This window comes from Vibrio sp. ZOR0018, from assembly GCF_963865925.1.
In the GTDB taxonomy this organism is placed as follows: Bacteria; Pseudomonadota; Gammaproteobacteria; order Enterobacterales; family Vibrionaceae; genus Vibrio; species Vibrio anguillarum.
Window position 1 is genome coordinate 26,683 of sequence record NZ_CAWMCN010000148.1, and the last position, 16,366, is coordinate 43,048.

The following is a 16,366-nucleotide window of genomic DNA, read 5'->3' on the forward strand; positions in this document are numbered from 1 at the left end:
GGGGGATTATACGCAGTCTCCTTTAAATCACAAGGATCCTTCGTCGATCCCCACCTGATTTAAAAATTTCTTGAGCTTAGGATCCTGTGGATTACCAAAGATATCCTGTGGAGAGCCTTGCTCTACAATTTGCCCATCGGCCATGAAGATCACGCGATCGGCTACCTCCTTTGCAAACTGCATCTCATGGGTAACCACCAGCATTGTTTGGTGATGAGTGGCTAATTTCTTCATTAAAGCAAGCACTTCGCCAACCCATTCAGGATCGAGTGCTGACGTAGGTTCATCAAATAGCAGCAATTCTGGTTGTAGCGCCATCGCACGACCGATCCCAACGCGCTGCTGCTGGCCACCAGAAAGCGCTGCGGGATAACTATCTCCTTTATCCCCAAGACCGATGTCATCCAAAATCTGCTGTGCGCGGGTCAGGGCGAGATCTTTTTTCCAACCGTGCACCGTAATGAGCCCTTCGGCGACATTTTGCCTCGCCGTCATATGAGCAAACAGCGCGTAGTTTTGAAAAACAAAGCCTGTTTTTCTGCGCAGTGCTAATACATCTGCTTTGGTCTGTTGCTGGGTGTCGACGGTGACATCATCAATAGTAATGGAGCCTTGGTCTGCGCGTTCTAGGAAGTTGACGCAGCGCAGTAAGGTCGATTTACCTGTTCCGCTTGAGCCAATAATGACGATGATTTCACCTTTTTCTATTGCTAAGCTGATTCCTTTGAGCACTTCAGTATCGCCAAAGCGCTTATGAATATTATCGAGTTTAATCATCGTACATACGCCTTATTGAGCCTATCTTCAGCCCAAATTTGTACCCGAGTCAGTACCACCACTACGGCCCAGTAAATTAATGCAACGGCGAGGAAAGCTTCAAAGAAGCGAAAGCTTGACGAAGCTTCCATCTGCGCTCTGGCCATGATCTCAGCGACTCCTAATGTAAAAGCTAATGAGGTCGATTTGATCATATCAATGAAGTAATTCATTAATGATGGCAACGCGATACGAGTAGCTTGCGGCAAAATAATGCGGCGCATTGCTTGGCTTGTGGTCATACCCACAGACAAACTCGCTTCCATTTGGCTGCGATCAATACCCAAAATGGCGGCGCGAATACTTTCTGCCATATAAGCGGCGAAGTGAAGAGTTAGCCCGATCACCGCGGCGCTAAATGCATTTAAACCGACCATCCACGGTAACACTTGCGGCAGACCATAGTAGAGTAGAAATAGTTGTACCAGCAGGGGAGTACCGCGGAAAAAGCTGATGTACAGCTGGCTTAGCGGATCCAAAATGGGCACTTTGAACACACGAATATTGGCTAAAATGACCGACAGGATCAAAGCAAACACTAAGCCCCAAGTCGCCATCTCCATGGTGGTGCCTAAATACCTGAGCAGTATTGGCATCAGCTCAAGCATATAGTGAAAATCAAATCCCATCGGCTTACCTTTTTAAAACAAAAAAGGTGGAATGTGTGGTTCCACCTCAATCCTATCTTTTGATAATAGGGGAATTTACTTATTGGTGATATCGGCAGCAAACCATTTTTCAGAAATCGCACTCAGTGTGCCATCAGCGCGCATCGAAGCTAACGCTTGATTCACTTCAGCTTGCAGTTTTTGGCCTTGCTCGTTGTTAACAAACGGCCAAGCGTTTTCAATGGTTTCAAAAGGGTGACCAGCCAATTGCAACGGTAAGCCCGTTGTTTTAATCAATTCCAGAGCCGAAAGGCGATCCATCACAAACGCATCGGCACGGCCAAGAGCAACGTCATGTTCAATGCCGGTATCGTAAGTTTTGATGATGATTTTATTGTCTTTGTCAAAGCTGCGTAGCAGCTGCTCGAAGTTTGAGCCTAAATTGACCGCGACCGTTTTGCCGGCAAGATCGTCAATCCCTTTAATGCTGTCATTACCTTTGCGAACGGTAATTTGTGCACCGTCGATGACATACGGGTCAGCAAATAAGTATTTCGCTTTACGTGCTTCTGTGACGGTGATTTGGTTTGAAATGGTATCAATTCGGCCAGTTTCAAGCAGGCCAAAGAGACCGGAGAAATTAGCCGTAACATATTTTACATCGTAATCATTGCGTTTACCTATCTCATCCCAAACATCCACTTCAAAGCCTTGCAGCTTGTCTTGTTTGACAAAAGTGAATGGAAAATAGCGCCCTGACATGCCGACTTTTATTTCCGTTGCCGCGTGTACGCTTGCAGCGGATAGTGCAATTGCAGTAATGGCGACTTTAACCCAGTTTTTCATCTTGAAACTCCTTATATTTATAGAGAGGGATGTTACTGGTAAAGCACTCAATAGAATAAATAACCAGTAGTTATTAACCATAACCGAACATAGTGACACCATTGGGGATAAGTATAGAGGATCCTTGTATATGTGGATCATCGTGTGGGTAAAGTGGTGCTAATTGTGAAGATCGACAAAAATCAAGCGCAAATTGTGTGAATAACTTCGATCTTATTCACTGGATCACGGATCAATCGCTGGCGATCTTGGTTATCAACAGGTAAAATCGCCAGTCTTTTCGATCATTTACTTAGGGTGAGGGCAACCGTGTCATCTTCGCTTTGGTTGCAATGTTTGCAACAGCTTCAAGAAGAGTTACCAGCAGCGGAATTCAGCATGTGGGTACGTCCGTTACAAGCGGAGCTCAATGACAATACTCTCACTTTATTCGCCCCAAACCGCTTTGTGCTTGATTGGGTGCGCGATAAATACATCAACAGCATTAACCGACTACTGCAAGAGCATTGTGGCCACGATACCCCGAACCTGCGTTTTGAAGTGGGTAGTCGCCGGGTCAGCGCGCCTAAAGCTGCTCCCGTTCGTACTCAAGCGGATGTCGCGGCTGAATCTTCAGCTCCTGCACAGTTACAAGCGCGTAAACCAGTACATCGTACGTGGGAAAACGACACGGTTGTGGCAGACATCAATCACAGATCAAACGTTAACCCTAAACATAAGTTCAATAACTTCGTTGAAGGTAAATCGAACCAACTTGGTTTGGCTGCAGCGCGTCAAGTTTCTGATAACCCTGGCGCGGCCTATAACCCACTCTTCTTATACGGTGGTACAGGGCTAGGTAAAACACACTTATTGCACGCAGTTGGTAATGCGATTGTTGATAACAACCCAAATGCAAAAGTGATTTACATGCACTCAGAGCGTTTCGTGCAAGATATGGTGAAAGCGCTGCAAAATAATGCGATTGAAGAGTTCAAACGCTATTACCGCAGTGTTGATGCACTCTTGATCGATGATATTCAATTCTTTGCCAATAAAGAGCGTTCGCAAGAAGAGTTCTTTCATACCTTTAACGCATTGCTTGAAGGTAACCAACAAATCATTTTGACTTCCGACCGCTACCCTAAAGAGATCAATGGGGTGGAAGATCGCCTGAAATCTCGTTTTGGTTGGGGTTTGACGGTTGCGATTGAGCCACCAGAGCTTGAAACGCGTGTCGCGATTTTAATGAAGAAGGCAGAAGATCACCAAATTCATCTTGCCGATGAAGTTGCCTTTTTTATTGCCAAACGCTTACGTTCCAACGTGCGTGAATTGGAAGGTGCACTAAACCGTGTTATCGCCAACGCTAACTTTACTGGCCGTCCGATCACCATCGATTTTGTGCGTGAAGCGCTACGTGACTTATTAGCTTTGCAAGAAAAATTGGTCACCATTGATAACATTCAAAAGACCGTGGCGGAATACTACAAAATTAAAGTGGCGGATTTGCTTTCTAAACGTCGCTCTCGCTCGGTTGCTCGTCCACGCCAGTTGGCGATGGCACTGGCTAAAGAGCTGACTAACCACAGCTTGCCTGAAATTGGTGATGCGTTTGGTGGCCGAGATCATACGACAGTGCTGCACGCTTGCCGTAAAATCCAGCAGTTACGTGAAGAGAGCCACGACATCAAAGAAGACTATTCGAATTTAATTCGTACCCTGTCTTCTTGATGCACAACCTTCTTATATCAGCTATTTTAACCCTCACATTTAGGGTTGCCCGATAACATCGTAAGAGCTAACTATGAAATTTACTATTGAACGTAGCCACTTCATTAAGCCACTTCAGCAAGTATCTGGAACATTAGGCGGACGTGCGACTTTGCCAATTCTTGGTAATTTGTTGCTCAAAGTGGAAGAGAACGAGCTGTCGATGACGGCGACCGATCTTGAAGTCGAACTGATTAGCCGCGTGACACTTGAAGGTGAGTGCGAAGCAGGAAGCATCACTGTCCCTGCGCGTAAATTTTTAGATATTTGTCGCGGCTTGCCCGATAGCGCGGTGATCACTGTGGTATTGGAAGGCGATCGCATTCAGATGCGTTCTGGCCGTAGCCGTTTCTCTCTGGCAACCTTACCTGCCAGTGACTTTCCTAATATTGAAGATTGGCAAAGTGAAGTGGAAGTGTCGCTCACTCAGGCAGAACTGCGCAGTTTAATTGAGAAAACCCAGTTTTCGATGGCTAACCAAGATGTGCGTTATTACCTGAACGGTATGCTATTTGAAATCGACGGTTCAACCTTGCGCTCTGTGGCAACCGATGGACACCGTATGGCGGTTTCGCAAACGGCACTCAGCGCGGATTTTGCCAATAAACAGATCATCGTGCCGCGTAAAGGGGTACAGGAACTGGTCAAGTTACTTGATGCGCCAGAACAGCCGGTTGTGCTGCAAATTGGTAGCTCAAATTTGCGCGCCCAAGTGAATAATTTCATCTTCACTTCTAAGCTGGTTGATGGCCGCTTCCCTGATTATCGCCGCGTTATGCCGCAGCAAACGACCAAAACCTTAGAAACGGGCTGTGATGAGTTACGTCAGGCATTTTCTCGTGCCGCGATTCTCTCAAATGAAAAGTTTCGCGGGGTACGGGTTAATCTTGCGGATAATGAAATGCGCATTACCGCCAACAACCCAGAGCAAGAAGAAGCGGAAGAGTTGTTGGATGTCACCTTTGAAGGCGACGCTATCGAAATCGGTTTTAACGTCAGCTATGTGCTCGATGTACTGAATACATTACGTTGTGAACAGGTTCGTGTATCGATGTCTGACGCCAACGCCAGCGCGCTGATTGAAAATCGCGATGACGACAGCGCGATGTATGTCGTCATGCCGATCCGACTTTAAGTTTGCGCAATGCCGCTGACTCGTTTAATCGTCCAACAATTTCGCAATATTAAAGCCTGTGATATCCCATTATCATCAGGCTTTAACTTTCTTATTGGCCCTAATGGCAGCGGCAAAACCAGTGTATTGGAAGCGATTTACCTGCTGGGTCATGGTCGCTCGTTCAAAAGCGCCTTAACCGGACGCGTCATACAAAATGAGTGTCAGGAGCTGTTTGTGCATGGGCGTTTTTTGACCTCGGATCAATTTGAGCTACCGATTGGCATTAATAAGCAGCGTGACGGTTCAACAGAGGTTAAAATAGGCGGTCAATCTGGGCAAAAACTGGCGCAACTGGCACAAGTTTTACCTTTGCAATTGATTCATCCGGAAGGGTTTGATCTGCTCACCGATGGACCAAAACAACGACGTGCATTTATTGATTGGGGGGTATTTCATAGTGAACCTGCCTTTTATGATGCATGGGGGCGTTTTAAGCGCCTCAATAAGCAGCGCAATGCGTTGTTAAAAACGGCAACCCATTATCGTGAACTCAGTTACTGGGATCAGGAGATGGCGCGCTTGGCTGAACAAATCGATGCATGGCGCACACATTATGTGACGCAAATGAAGTGTGTTGCCGAGGCGTTGTGTCGCAGTTTTTTGCCAGAATTTGATGTGCAAATGAAGTATTATCGTGGTTGGGAAAAAGAGACGCCCTATCAACAAATCCTCGAGAAAAACTTCGAACGCGATCAATCGCTAGGCTACACATTCAGTGGCCCGAATAAAGCGGATTTAAAAATAAAGGTCAATGGAACACCGGTTGAAGATGTTCTATCACGCGGTCAGCTTAAATTAATGGTGTGTGCACTGCGCGTCGCACAAGGACAACACTTAACCGAGCTGACAGGTAAGCAATGCATCTATTTAATTGATGACTTTGCTTCCGAATTAGATAGCCATCGTCGTAAGCGTTTAGCGGATTGCTTAAAATCGACGGGGGCACAAGTTTTTGTAAGTTCTATTACGCAAGGCCAAGTTGCAGACATGATTGAGTCAAACAGCAAGATGTTTCATGTGGAACATGGCACAATAGAGCACGGATAAAATAGTGAGAGAGTAACTCATGTCGAATAATTACGATTCATCGAGTATTAAGGTACTGAAGGGTCTGGACGCAGTTCGTAAACGTCCAGGAATGTACATCGGCGACACGGATGATGGCACCGGTCTGCACCACATGGTTTTTGAGGTGGTGGATAACTCAATTGATGAAGCGTTGGCAGGTCACTGTAAAGACATCGTAGTGACTATTCACGAAGACAATTCAGTTTCAGTTAGCGATGATGGCCGTGGTATTCCTACCGACCTTCACGAAGAAGAACAAGTTTCTGCCGCGGAAGTTATTATGACGGTTCTGCATGCGGGCGGTAAATTTGATGACAACTCATACAAGGTTTCGGGTGGTCTGCATGGTGTCGGTGTGTCCGTCGTCAACGCGCTGTCTGAAAAAGTGCTACTGACTATCTATCGTAACGGCGCTATCCACACACAAACTTATTGTCACGGTGTGCCACAAGCGCCGTTGGCTGTGGTGGGTGAAACCGATAAAACAGGGACAACCCTGCGTTTTTGGCCAAGTGCTGAAACCTTTACCAACATTGAATTCCATTACGATATTTTAGCTAAGCGTCTGCGTGAGCTCTCTTTCCTAAACTCTGGTGTATCCATCAAATTGCTTGATGAACGCGAAGAAGATAAAAAAGACCATTTCAGATATGAAGGTGGTATTAAAGCGTTCGTTGGCCATTTAAACCGCAATAAAACGCCGATCCATGAAAAAGTATTCCATTTCAGCTCTGAGCGTGACGATGGGATTACCGTGGAAGTGGCGATGCAGTGGAACGATGGTTTCCAAGAAAACATTTACTGCTTTACCAACAATATTCCTCAACGTGATGGTGGTGCCCACTTAGCGGGTTTCCGTGGGGCGTTAACTCGTACCCTAAACACCTTCATGGATAAGGAAGGCTTCTCGAAAAAAGCGCAAGCGGCGACCTCGGGTGATGATGCTCGTGAAGGCTTAACCGCGGTGGTTTCAGTGAAAGTGCCGGATCCTAAGTTCTCTAGCCAAACTAAAGATAAATTGGTTTCATCCGAGGTGAAATCTGCGGTTGAGTCAGCAATGGGTGAGAAATTGGCGGAGTTTTTGGCTGAAAACCCAAGTGAAGCCAAAATGGTCTGTTCAAAAATCATTGATGCGGCTCGTGCTCGTGAAGCGGCGCGTAAAGCGCGTGAAATGACACGTCGTAAAGGTGCGTTAGATCTTGCCGGTTTGCCGGGTAAACTCGCCGATTGCCAAGAAAAAGATCCTGCACTATCTGAACTGTACATAGTGGAAGGGGACTCTGCTGGCGGTTCTGCCAAGCAGGGACGTAACCGTAAAAACCAAGCGATTTTGCCGCTGAAAGGTAAAATTCTTAACGTTGAAAAAGCTCGTTTCGACAAAATGCTTTCTTCGCAAGAAGTCGCAACGCTTATCACCGCATTAGGCTGTGGCATTGGCCGTGATGAATATAACCCAGACAAACTGCGTTATCACAACATCATCATCATGACCGATGCGGACGTCGATGGTTCGCACATCCGTACGCTACTGTTGACCTTCTTCTATCGTCAAATGCCTGAGCTTATTGAGCGTGGCTACATCTACATTGCTCAACCGCCTTTGTATAAAGTGAAAAAAGGCAAGCAAGAGCAGTACATCAAAGATGAAGATGCGATGAACCAATACCAAGTTGCTTTGGCATTGGATGGTGCCTCACTGCATGTTAACCCTCAAGCGCCAGCATTAGCAGGTGAAGCGTTAGAAACCTTGGTTAAGCAATACAATGTCGCCATTAAGCTGGTGGAGCGTATGAGCCGCCGCTACCCTTACGCCTTGATCCATGAATTCATCTATATGCCGCGTATCATTGTTGATCAATGCGCTGATTCTGCAGTAGTAGAAGCGTGGGGCAAACAGCTGGTGGAGCAGTTAAATGCGAAAGAAGTTGGCGCAAGCCAATACAGCATTGAAACTGAGCACAATGCGGAGCTTGGTATTTATCAGCCTAAGATTGTAGTGCGCACTCATGGTGTAACGCACCAACATCTATTAAGTGCTGATTTGCTCAATTCGAAAGAGTACAGCAAGCTGGCGGACCTTTCTGAAGCACTTTATGGCTTAGTTGAAGAAGGGGCTTACATTCAACGTGGTGAGCGTATTCAACCTGTCGATAACTTTGTTGATGCGTTGAACTGGTTAATTAAAGAGTCTCGCCGTGGCCTAAGCCTGCAACGCTACAAAGGTCTAGGTGAAATGAACCCAGATCAGTTGTGGGAAACGACGATGGATCCTGAATCTCGCCGTATGCTGCAAGTCACGATTGAAGATGCTGTTGGTGCTGATGAACTGTTTACCACCTTGATGGGTGATCAAGTTGAGCCGCGTCGCGCATTCATCGAAGAGAACGCCTTAAAAGTTGCCAACCTCGATGTCTAAGCCGTTGCTATAAAGCAAATCCCAAAAACACCGTTTCGCAAGAGCGGTGTTTTTTTATGGTCAATACAAAGTCACCCAACGTGGGAGCAACCATTTTTAGCATCAACACTTTCTACTTATCTTAGGTTGTCTTTAAGGATAAAAGGTCATAAACGTTTTTTTATTGGGATTTCCTCTCAATAAAAAAAAGTATCTACTATTTTATTTTATTCCATGTTTTTAGAGGTTTTTATGAGCTTGAATTATATTTTTTGGCCGATATAGTATTCATTAATTACTTTTTAGGAGATGTGGGTTTGTTATTTATCTTACAGTAATAAATCCGAAGGTCTAACTTTCGGATATTATCTAATCTATTTTTGGAATTATTGTAAGGAGTAATAAATATCAACTTATTTAAGCGTTGGCTTGTTTTTTTCAAAAGTAAAATAATAACAAGCTTATTTGTTACCTATCAGTCTCCACTGATTTTACTGACTCTTTTCGAGAGAATAGAAGCAGAATCATTGGCCAGATATTCTACGGCAGAGCGCCGAGTCAACGTTGGAGATAGGGTCAGCTTTGTTGATACAGAAAAGTGTCAACCTTATCAAATTATTATAGTGCTTGGTGAGCGGAATAACCCTAATGATGGTCTCGTATCACTTTACTCTTATTTAGGCGCTTCTATTTTTGGATTACGTGAACAAGAGTGTTTTAAATTATATATTTTAGGAAAAGAGCGAGAATATAAAGTGGTTAATATTCTTCCTGAAAAGTCACTAACGTGTGTAAATTAAATTTCTTCGTTAAAATAAGGAGATTACTATGAGTAAGAAAGATATGAAAAAAGCGCAACTTAGCCTAAAAGAAAAGCGGAAATTAAAGCAAGAAAAAATGGAAGAAAGCAGTGTAATTAAAGAAAGGAAAAAACGCGGAAAATAAAATAAGTTTTCATCGGTTAAAGTGCAAAATAAAGCCTAATGATATCGTTAGGCTTTTTTATGTCTCTGTATTGACTCTATATCCTGCTAATGAAGGCTTTGTAACCCTACGAAGTATCAGTTTGATTTGATGTCCTCTTTCTAGTTTCTGCTCGCTTTAGCGAGGACTAAAAAATTTTTCAAAAAATCCTTGAAAAGAATTTTAGTGCCCCTATATCTATCAATGAAGAGGATGCCGTAAGGACCTCTGGAATGGCGACACAGGTTTGCTCTCTTAAGAGGAGCCTTGTGTTGTGATCATTAAATGTGTTGTTAGCTCCATGTTGAAAGAATGGCTGCTAACGGCTTAGCGCCTATGCGCTAAGGCTATTGCTTATGATGAGGATAGTATGATGAGAACAGTAGATTTCACTCCTTTATACCGCAACGCAATTGGTTTTGACCGTCTATTAAACATGATGGAATCCAGTTCAGCGAAGAATAGCTCTGCGGGTTACCCTCCGTACAATATTGAACAGCAAGACGACAATAAATATCGCATCACGATGGCGGTAGCTGGTTTTTCTGAAGAGCAGATTGAGATTACTCAACAAGAAAATACGCTGATTGTGCGTGGCGAACGTAAACCCGAAGAGAATAAAAACTACGTCTACCAAGGTATTGCTGAGCGCGATTTTGAACGTAAATTCCAATTGGCCGACTATGTCAAAGTACTCGGAGCCACAATGGAAAATGGCTTGCTACACGTGGATCTTGAACGTGAAACACCTGAAGCGATGCAACCACGTAAAATTGCGATTAATGGTAAAAACTTAATTGAGAACAATTAAGTTACTGGCCACATTAAAGTAGTGAAAGAGCGCCTTTTGGCGCTCTTTTTCATGGCAGAAAGGATGAATTACTGTTGATAAGCTAATGCCACTTCTTGAGCAATAATTTGAATGCCCTTTTGCATGGCTTCATCATCTTGCACGTAGTTCATGCGCAGACACTGATGCGCGTGTTGCCAATCGTCTTGTTGACCAATAAAGAAATATTCACCCGGTACAATCAATACTCCTCTGGCTTTTAGACGTTGGTAAAGTTCCATGGTGGTTATAGGGAGCTCATCAAACCAGAGCCATAAAAAGATCGCCCCTTCTGGTTTATGGATACGAAAGCGCGGGTCGCTAATGGCTTGCTTGAGTAACTCGACTGCTCTTTGTGATTTCTGCTGGTAGAAGGGCTTGATCACATCGCGACTGAGCCTTAATAGATCGCCTTTTTCAATCATGTGATGAGCAATGGCTGGGCCGATGCTGCCTGGCGCTAAGCTAATGATGCCATTCATGTTGGTTAATGCTTGGGTAATGGTTTCGTTGGCAATGACGATACCGCAGCGCACACCGGGTAAACCCAGTTTCGAAAGGCTCATGCATAAAATGGTGTTGTCATTCCAAAAGGGTTCAATCTCTTCAAAAATGATGTTGGGAAATGGAACGCCGTATGCATTGTCGATAATCAGTGGGATATTGTTCTCTCTAGCCAGCTTATCGAGCTTGTGGATCTCTTGTTCTGTGAGCACATTTCCCGTCGGATTGGTTGGACGGGAAGCACAAATGGCGGCTACCGACGAATCCACGCTCAATGTTTCGAAATCCACGTGGTATTTGAATAAGCCATTGTCGAGTAGTTCTATTTCTGGGCGATAGGAGACAAAAATATCTTCATCTATCCCGGCATCACCATAACCAATATATTCAGGCGCTAATGGCAGTAAAATTTTCTTATGTGAACCATCAGCTTGCTGGCCAGCAAACAGATTAAATAGATAGAAAAATCCACTCTGGCTGCCATTGGTTAAGCTAATGTTCTTTTCACTGATTTCCCAGCCATAGGTTTCTTTGAGCAGTTTTGCGAGAGATTTAACGAACAGATCTTTACCTTGTGGGCCATCATAGTTGGCGAGGGCAGCGATCAGTTCACCACTGCTAAGCATGTCAGCACTGGTTTGATGAAAGTAGTCAATCATGGCGGGAATGGCGGCTGGGTTACCACCGCCGAGCATAATGGCTCCGGGAGTGCGCAGGCCATCATTGAGATCGTCCATTAACTGGGTAATACCGGAATACTGATTAAATTTTTCACCAAATTTCGAAAACTGCATTGCTGACTGCCTAATTCATTCTTGTATTTGCTTGCATAAAGGGGCATGAAACGATGCCATGCCCATCGAGTAATCCTTGAACATACCCCAATGTTTTTGCGAGTCAAAGCACTATTTTTCGCCAAATAACACACTGCGGTCAGATAAAACAAAAAGCCCAGCGGATGGCCGCTGGGCTTTGATAGATTAATTTGTGTGCCGAAATACCAGCGACTACTTTTGCAGCAGTGAAATATCAGCAATTTGTAGGAACAGATTACGCAAGTTGTTGAGCAGCGTTAAACGGTTTTGTTTTAATGCTTCATCGTCTGCCATCACCATGACATTATCAAAGAAAGCATCAACAGGTTCACGTAGTGCTGCCAGCTTGCTCAATGCTTGTTGGTAATCACCGGTAGCGAAAGCAGGTTCTAGTGCTTCGGTCATCACTTCCACTTCTTCCGCTAAGGCTTTTTCGTCCGCTTCTTGAAGAAGTGTTAGGTTGATTTCTGCAGCCAGTTCACCGTCAAATTTCGCTAAAATGTTACCGACACGCTTGTTTGCCGCCGCTAGGGCTTCAGCCGCTTCCAGTTCACGGAAGTGGGAAACTGCTTTAACACGTTTGTCAAAATCAGCGGGTTTGGTTGGACGACGAGCAAGTACCGCTTGGATGATGTCGACGCTAAAACCTTCATCTTGATACCAAGCACGGAAACGGCCAAGCATAAACTCAATCACATCGTGCTCAACGTTGTCGTTGGTGAGGCGATCACCAAACAGCGATTTTGCTTTTGCTACTAGGTCAACTAAGTCCAAGTTATAGCCGTATTCAACGATGATGCGCAGTACACCCAGTGATGCGCGACGCAGAGCAAAGGGATCCGAGCCTTTTGGCGCTTGGCCAATACCGAAGATGCCGACTATGGTGTCTAGCTTGTCTGCGATGGCCACTGCGGCGGAAACGCCATTGGTTGGCAGAGCATCGCCAGCAAAGCGTGGCATGTACTGCTCGTTTAGTGCAACGGCGACTTCTTCTGCTTCTCCGTCATGGCGAGCATAATGCATACCCATCACGCCTTGCGTGTCGGTAAATTCAAACACCATTGAGGTCATCAAATCGCATTTAGCCAGTAAGCCCGCACGTTTTGATTTTTCTACATCCGCGCCAATCTGTTCTGCAATGTAACCAGCCAGTTCAGTAATACGGTCAGTTTTATCTTTAATCGTACCCAACTGCTGCTGGAAAATCGCGGTTTCTAGTCGTGGTAGACGATCGACTAATTTGCTTTTGAGATCGGTATTAAAGAAGAATTCCGCGTCCGCTAAGCGTGGACGAACGACTTTCTCGTTGCCTTCGATAACATGGCGAGGCTCTTTCGACTCGATGTTAGAGACGAAAATAAAGTTAGGCAGCAATTGCTTATTCGCATCGCTCATCTGATGAGAATAAACCGGGAAGTATTTTTGGTCACCTTTCATGGTGTAAACCAAAGCTTCTGACGGTACTTTAAGGAATTTTTCTTCAAATTTAGCCGTCAGCACCACTGGCCATTCAACCAGTGAGGTCACTTCTTCAACCAAGTCATCGTCAAGATCGGCAACACCGCCAACCTGTAGCGCTGCTTTTTGTGCATCAGCAATAATTATCGCTTTACGAGCATCGTAATCGGCGATCACTTTACCGCGCTGTTCTAAAATCGCTGGGTATTGCTCTGCTGAATCGATGGTGAACTCTTTTTCGCCCATAAAGCGGTGACCACGAATGGTGCGCGCAGAAGCTACGCCTAAGATCTCACCTTCGATCAGTTCATCACCCATCAAAATAGTCAGAGTTTTTACTGGGCGGATAAATTGTGTTTCTTTATCACCCCAGCGCATGGGTTTGGCGATAGGCAAGTTTGCTAACGCTTTGGCGGCGAGTTCAACCACAATGGCTTTAGCTTCTTGGCCTTTGACATCCTGTTTAAACAGTAGCCATTCACCTTGGTCTGTTGTTAGGCGATCCGCTTGCTCAACAGTAATGCCGTTGCCACGCGCCCAGCCTTGTGCTGCTTTGGTTGGATTGCCATCGGCATCAAAAGCAACTGAAATAGCAGGGCCACGTTTTTCGACCACTTTATCCGCTTGACCTTGGGCCAAATTAGTCACTTTCAGTGCCAAACGGCGAGGGGTTGCAAACCATTTGATACCTTCGTGTGCCAGTTCAGCGGTTTTCAATTCTGCGGCAAAGTTAGCCGCAAACGCTTCAGCCAAAGTGCGAAGTTGTTTTGGTGGTAGCTCTTCTGTGCCTAATTCAATTAGAAATTCTTTTGCCATCTTATTTGTCCTCACCCTTTTTACACATAGGGAAGCCGAGTGCTTCACGAGATGCGTAGTATGCTTCTGCAACCGCTTTGGTCAGGTTACGGATGCGTAGGATGTAACGTTGACGTTCTGTCACCGAAATCGCTTTACGCGCGTCCAATAGGTTAAAGGCATGGCCCGCTTTCAAAATACGCTCATAGGCAGGAAGTGGCAGCGGTTTTTCTAGCTCAAGTAGATGCTTACACTCTTTTTCGCACTGGTCGAAGAAAGTGAAAAGAAAATCGACATCCGCGTGTTCGAAGTTGTAAGTGGATTGTTCGACTTCATTTTGATGGTAAATGTCACCATAGGTGACTTTACCTAATGGGCCATCTGTCCAGACTAAGTCATACACTGAATCCACGCCTTGAATGTACATGGCAAGACGTTCAATACCGTAAGTGATTTCACCAGTTACAGGTTTGCACTCAAGGCCGCCGACTTGTTGGAAGTAAGTAAATTGAGTTACTTCCATGCCGTTTAGCCACACTTCCCAGCCAAGACCCCAAGCACCTAAGGTTGGGTTTTCCCAGTTATCTTCCACGAAACGAATATCGTGTACTAGTGGGTCAACACCGAGCACCTCTAAAGACCCTAAATACAACTCTTGAATGTTGTCTGGTGAAGGTTTGATGATGACTTGGAATTGGTAATAGTGTTGCAGGCGGTTTGGGTTTTCACCATAACGACCGTCCGTTGGACGACGAGAGGGTTGAACATACGCCGTTGCAATGGGCTCTGGGCCTAAAGCTCGCAGGCATGTCATTGGGTGAGAGGTTCCTGCACCAACTTCCATGTCTAATGGTTGAACAATGGTACAGCCTTGTTGGGCCCAATAATCCTGCAGCGCGAGGATCATACCCTGAAAGGTTTTGATATCGTATTTTTGCATAGTCAGGTTCGCGCGATTCTTCTGTCTGAATGGATGAAAATAACGAACAAGTATACCCAGATATTCGCTCAGCGAGTAGGGGTAATCTTGCTTAATTAATGGTCGAAAATCCGTTTTGGTCGAATTTATCGCATCGATTGTGCCAAATTCCTGCACATGAACGATTTTGACTTATTTCTAACTTGAGATTTTCACTCGGCCTGATTAGAATTGCGCCGTCTTTGGGGAGTAGCTTACCAGTGAGATTTCTTATCTTAACGGTTCGTTCGTCAACATAATTGGTGCCAAATCACCGTGGCGTTCGAGGCTAAAGTCATTTTAGCTTAGCAAGACCTTAGACAAACATCACAAACCGGGGCGGGGAGTGGCGTTTGTCTATGGTTATTATAATTATCCCGCCCCATTGAGCCTGTCGTGAGCGTATTAGCTATTTCAATTACTACCGTCGCCTTAGCTGAAATTGGCGATAAAACCCAACTGCTTTCTCTGCTGCTAGCCAGTCGTTATCGTAAACCTTTGCCTATTATTGCCGCCATTTTTGTCGCAACGATGGTTAACCATGCACTCGCTGCTTGGCTGGGCGTGGTCGTTGCCGACTACCTGTCGCCAGAAATCCTTAAATGGGTGTTGGTCGCCAGCTTCCTTGCCATGGCGGGGTGGGTATTAATTCCAGATAAACTCGACGGCGATGAAAAAATTACCAATCGAGGCCCTTTTGTCGCTAGCTTCATCGCCTTTTTTGTCGCTGAAATTGGCGATAAAACCCAAATAGCAACGTCTATTCTTGGTGCGCAATATGCGGATGCTCTATTGTGGGTGGTGCTCGGAACGACAATTGGTATGTTGCTGGCTAACGTACCTGTGGTGCTGATTGGTAAATTATCCGCCGATAAAATGCCGCTGGGACTTATTCGTAAAATCACGGCGGTACTCTTTTTGATATTAGCGATCGGCGCGGCGATTTGGTAATTCCAATTGATTAGATGATTGGGCGAGTGAGCGTGACACAATTTATTACTCAACTTGTCGCCCAACGTCTACGGTTGCGTGATGAGTGACAAATTTATGCCATACTGGTCATGTTACTGTAGTGCTAGATGATGCAAGTCTAAGAGGGAATGCATATGCTGACACGTTATATGGGAATGACCGCCAAGAGCCAAAGTTACTTGTTTACGTTCGGTTTTGTGCTGACGTTGTTGGGTATGGCGTTGACGGAAATGTGGCTACCCATGGTGGCCGGCGCAATCATATTGTGTGGCTTAATGGTGGAATCTTGGATCCGAGTCGCGCACATTATCCCGATGCACGATGAAATTCGAACCCTGCAAAAGCAGATCACAAAACTGCAATCAGAGATCCGCACCATCGAGTTTAATGAGTAGTGTGCAGCGCAATGA

General features: G+C 45.2%; 14 protein-coding genes. 8 read left to right on the top strand and 6 right to left on the bottom strand.

Annotation, left to right across the window (positions count from 1 at the left end; translation table 11 throughout):
• Nucleotides 1-27: 27 nt before the first annotated feature.
• The 3 genes from AACR75_RS16940 to AACR75_RS16950 all read right to left on the bottom strand — a co-directional run bounded on the left by AACR75_RS16940 (nt 28) and on the right by AACR75_RS16950 (nt 2,270).
• Nucleotides 28-777, bottom strand: a complete 750-nt coding sequence (locus AACR75_RS16940) for an amino acid ABC transporter ATP-binding protein (RefSeq protein WP_017047819.1) — start codon at nt 775-777, stop codon at nt 28-30.
• Complete coding sequence (locus AACR75_RS16945) at nt 774-1,445, bottom strand: amino acid ABC transporter permease (protein WP_029388115.1); 672 nt, start codon at nt 1,443-1,445, stop codon at nt 774-776. Before AACR75_RS16945 ends, AACR75_RS16940 begins: the two co-directional genes overlap by 4 nt.
• A gap of 75 nt (nt 1,446-1,520) precedes the next feature.
• The gene (locus tag AACR75_RS16950; RefSeq protein WP_026027668.1) at nt 1,521-2,270 is read right to left on the bottom strand and encodes an amino acid ABC transporter substrate-binding protein; all 750 of its coding nucleotides are present in this window, start codon (nt 2,268-2,270) and stop codon (nt 1,521-1,523) included.
• A 309-nt stretch (nt 2,271-2,579) separates the two neighbouring features.
• Here AACR75_RS16950 and dnaA point away from each other — a divergent pair, with 309 nt between their 5' ends.
• From dnaA to AACR75_RS16980, 6 genes are all read left to right on the top strand, one after another.
• A complete protein-coding gene (dnaA, locus tag AACR75_RS16955) occupies nt 2,580-3,983 on the top strand; it encodes a chromosomal replication initiator protein DnaA (protein ID WP_010319947.1) in 1,404 nt (467 codons plus the stop codon).
• Nucleotides 3,984-4,056: 73 nt separating this feature from the next.
• Nucleotides 4,057-5,157: a DNA polymerase III subunit beta gene (gene dnaN, locus AACR75_RS16960; RefSeq protein ID WP_017046368.1), complete on the top strand. Its 1,101-nt coding sequence runs from the start codon at nt 4,057-4,059 to the stop codon at nt 5,155-5,157.
• 9 nt (nt 5,158-5,166) lie between these two features.
• Nucleotides 5,167-6,246: a DNA replication/repair protein RecF gene (gene recF / locus AACR75_RS16965; protein WP_013855575.1), complete on the top strand. Its 1,080-nt coding sequence runs from the start codon at nt 5,167-5,169 to the stop codon at nt 6,244-6,246.
• Between the two features lie 19 nt (nt 6,247-6,265).
• On the top strand, nt 6,266-8,683 hold the full coding sequence (gene gyrB / locus AACR75_RS16970; protein WP_017046367.1) for a DNA topoisomerase (ATP-hydrolyzing) subunit B: 2,418 nt from the start codon (nt 6,266-6,268) through the stop codon (nt 8,681-8,683).
• A 506-nt stretch (nt 8,684-9,189) separates the two neighbouring features.
• Entirely contained in the window at nt 9,190-9,462 is a 273-nt protein-coding gene (locus AACR75_RS16975; protein ID WP_017046366.1) for a GreA/GreB family elongation factor, read from the top strand.
• 536 nt (nt 9,463-9,998) lie between these two features.
• Nucleotides 9,999-10,436 (top strand): Hsp20 family protein, encoded by a 438-nt coding sequence (locus AACR75_RS16980; RefSeq protein ID WP_010319943.1) that lies wholly within the window; start codon nt 9,999-10,001, stop codon nt 10,434-10,436.
• Between the two features lie 68 nt (nt 10,437-10,504).
• On the opposite strand, the gene AACR75_RS16985 is transcribed toward AACR75_RS16980, so the two are convergent.
• From AACR75_RS16985 to glyQ, 3 genes are all read right to left on the bottom strand, one after another.
• Entirely contained in the window at nt 10,505-11,752 is a 1,248-nt protein-coding gene (locus AACR75_RS16985) for a valine--pyruvate transaminase (protein WP_010319942.1), read from the bottom strand.
• Nucleotides 11,753-11,965: 213 nt separating this feature from the next.
• On the bottom strand, nt 11,966-14,047 hold the full coding sequence (gene glyS, locus AACR75_RS16990) for a glycine--tRNA ligase subunit beta (RefSeq protein ID WP_047688068.1): 2,082 nt from the start codon (nt 14,045-14,047) through the stop codon (nt 11,966-11,968).
• A 1-nt stretch (nt 14,048) separates the two neighbouring features.
• Nucleotides 14,049-14,966, bottom strand: a complete 918-nt coding sequence (glyQ, locus tag AACR75_RS16995; RefSeq protein ID WP_013855568.1) for a glycine--tRNA ligase subunit alpha — start codon at nt 14,964-14,966, stop codon at nt 14,049-14,051.
• Nucleotides 14,967-15,380: 414 nt separating this feature from the next.
• On the opposite strand from glyQ, the gene AACR75_RS17000 reads away from it, so the two are divergent.
• The gene (locus tag AACR75_RS17000) at nt 15,381-15,935 is read left to right on the top strand and encodes a TMEM165/GDT1 family protein (RefSeq protein ID WP_017046363.1); all 555 of its coding nucleotides are present in this window, start codon (nt 15,381-15,383) and stop codon (nt 15,933-15,935) included.
• A 155-nt stretch (nt 15,936-16,090) separates the two neighbouring features.
• Nucleotides 16,091-16,351 carry a hypothetical protein gene (locus AACR75_RS17005; RefSeq protein ID WP_010319938.1) on the top strand — a complete coding sequence of 87 codons (261 nt, stop codon included), beginning with the start codon at nt 16,091-16,093 and terminating at the stop codon, nt 16,349-16,351.
• The last annotated feature ends 15 nt before the right edge of the window (nt 16,352-16,366 follow it).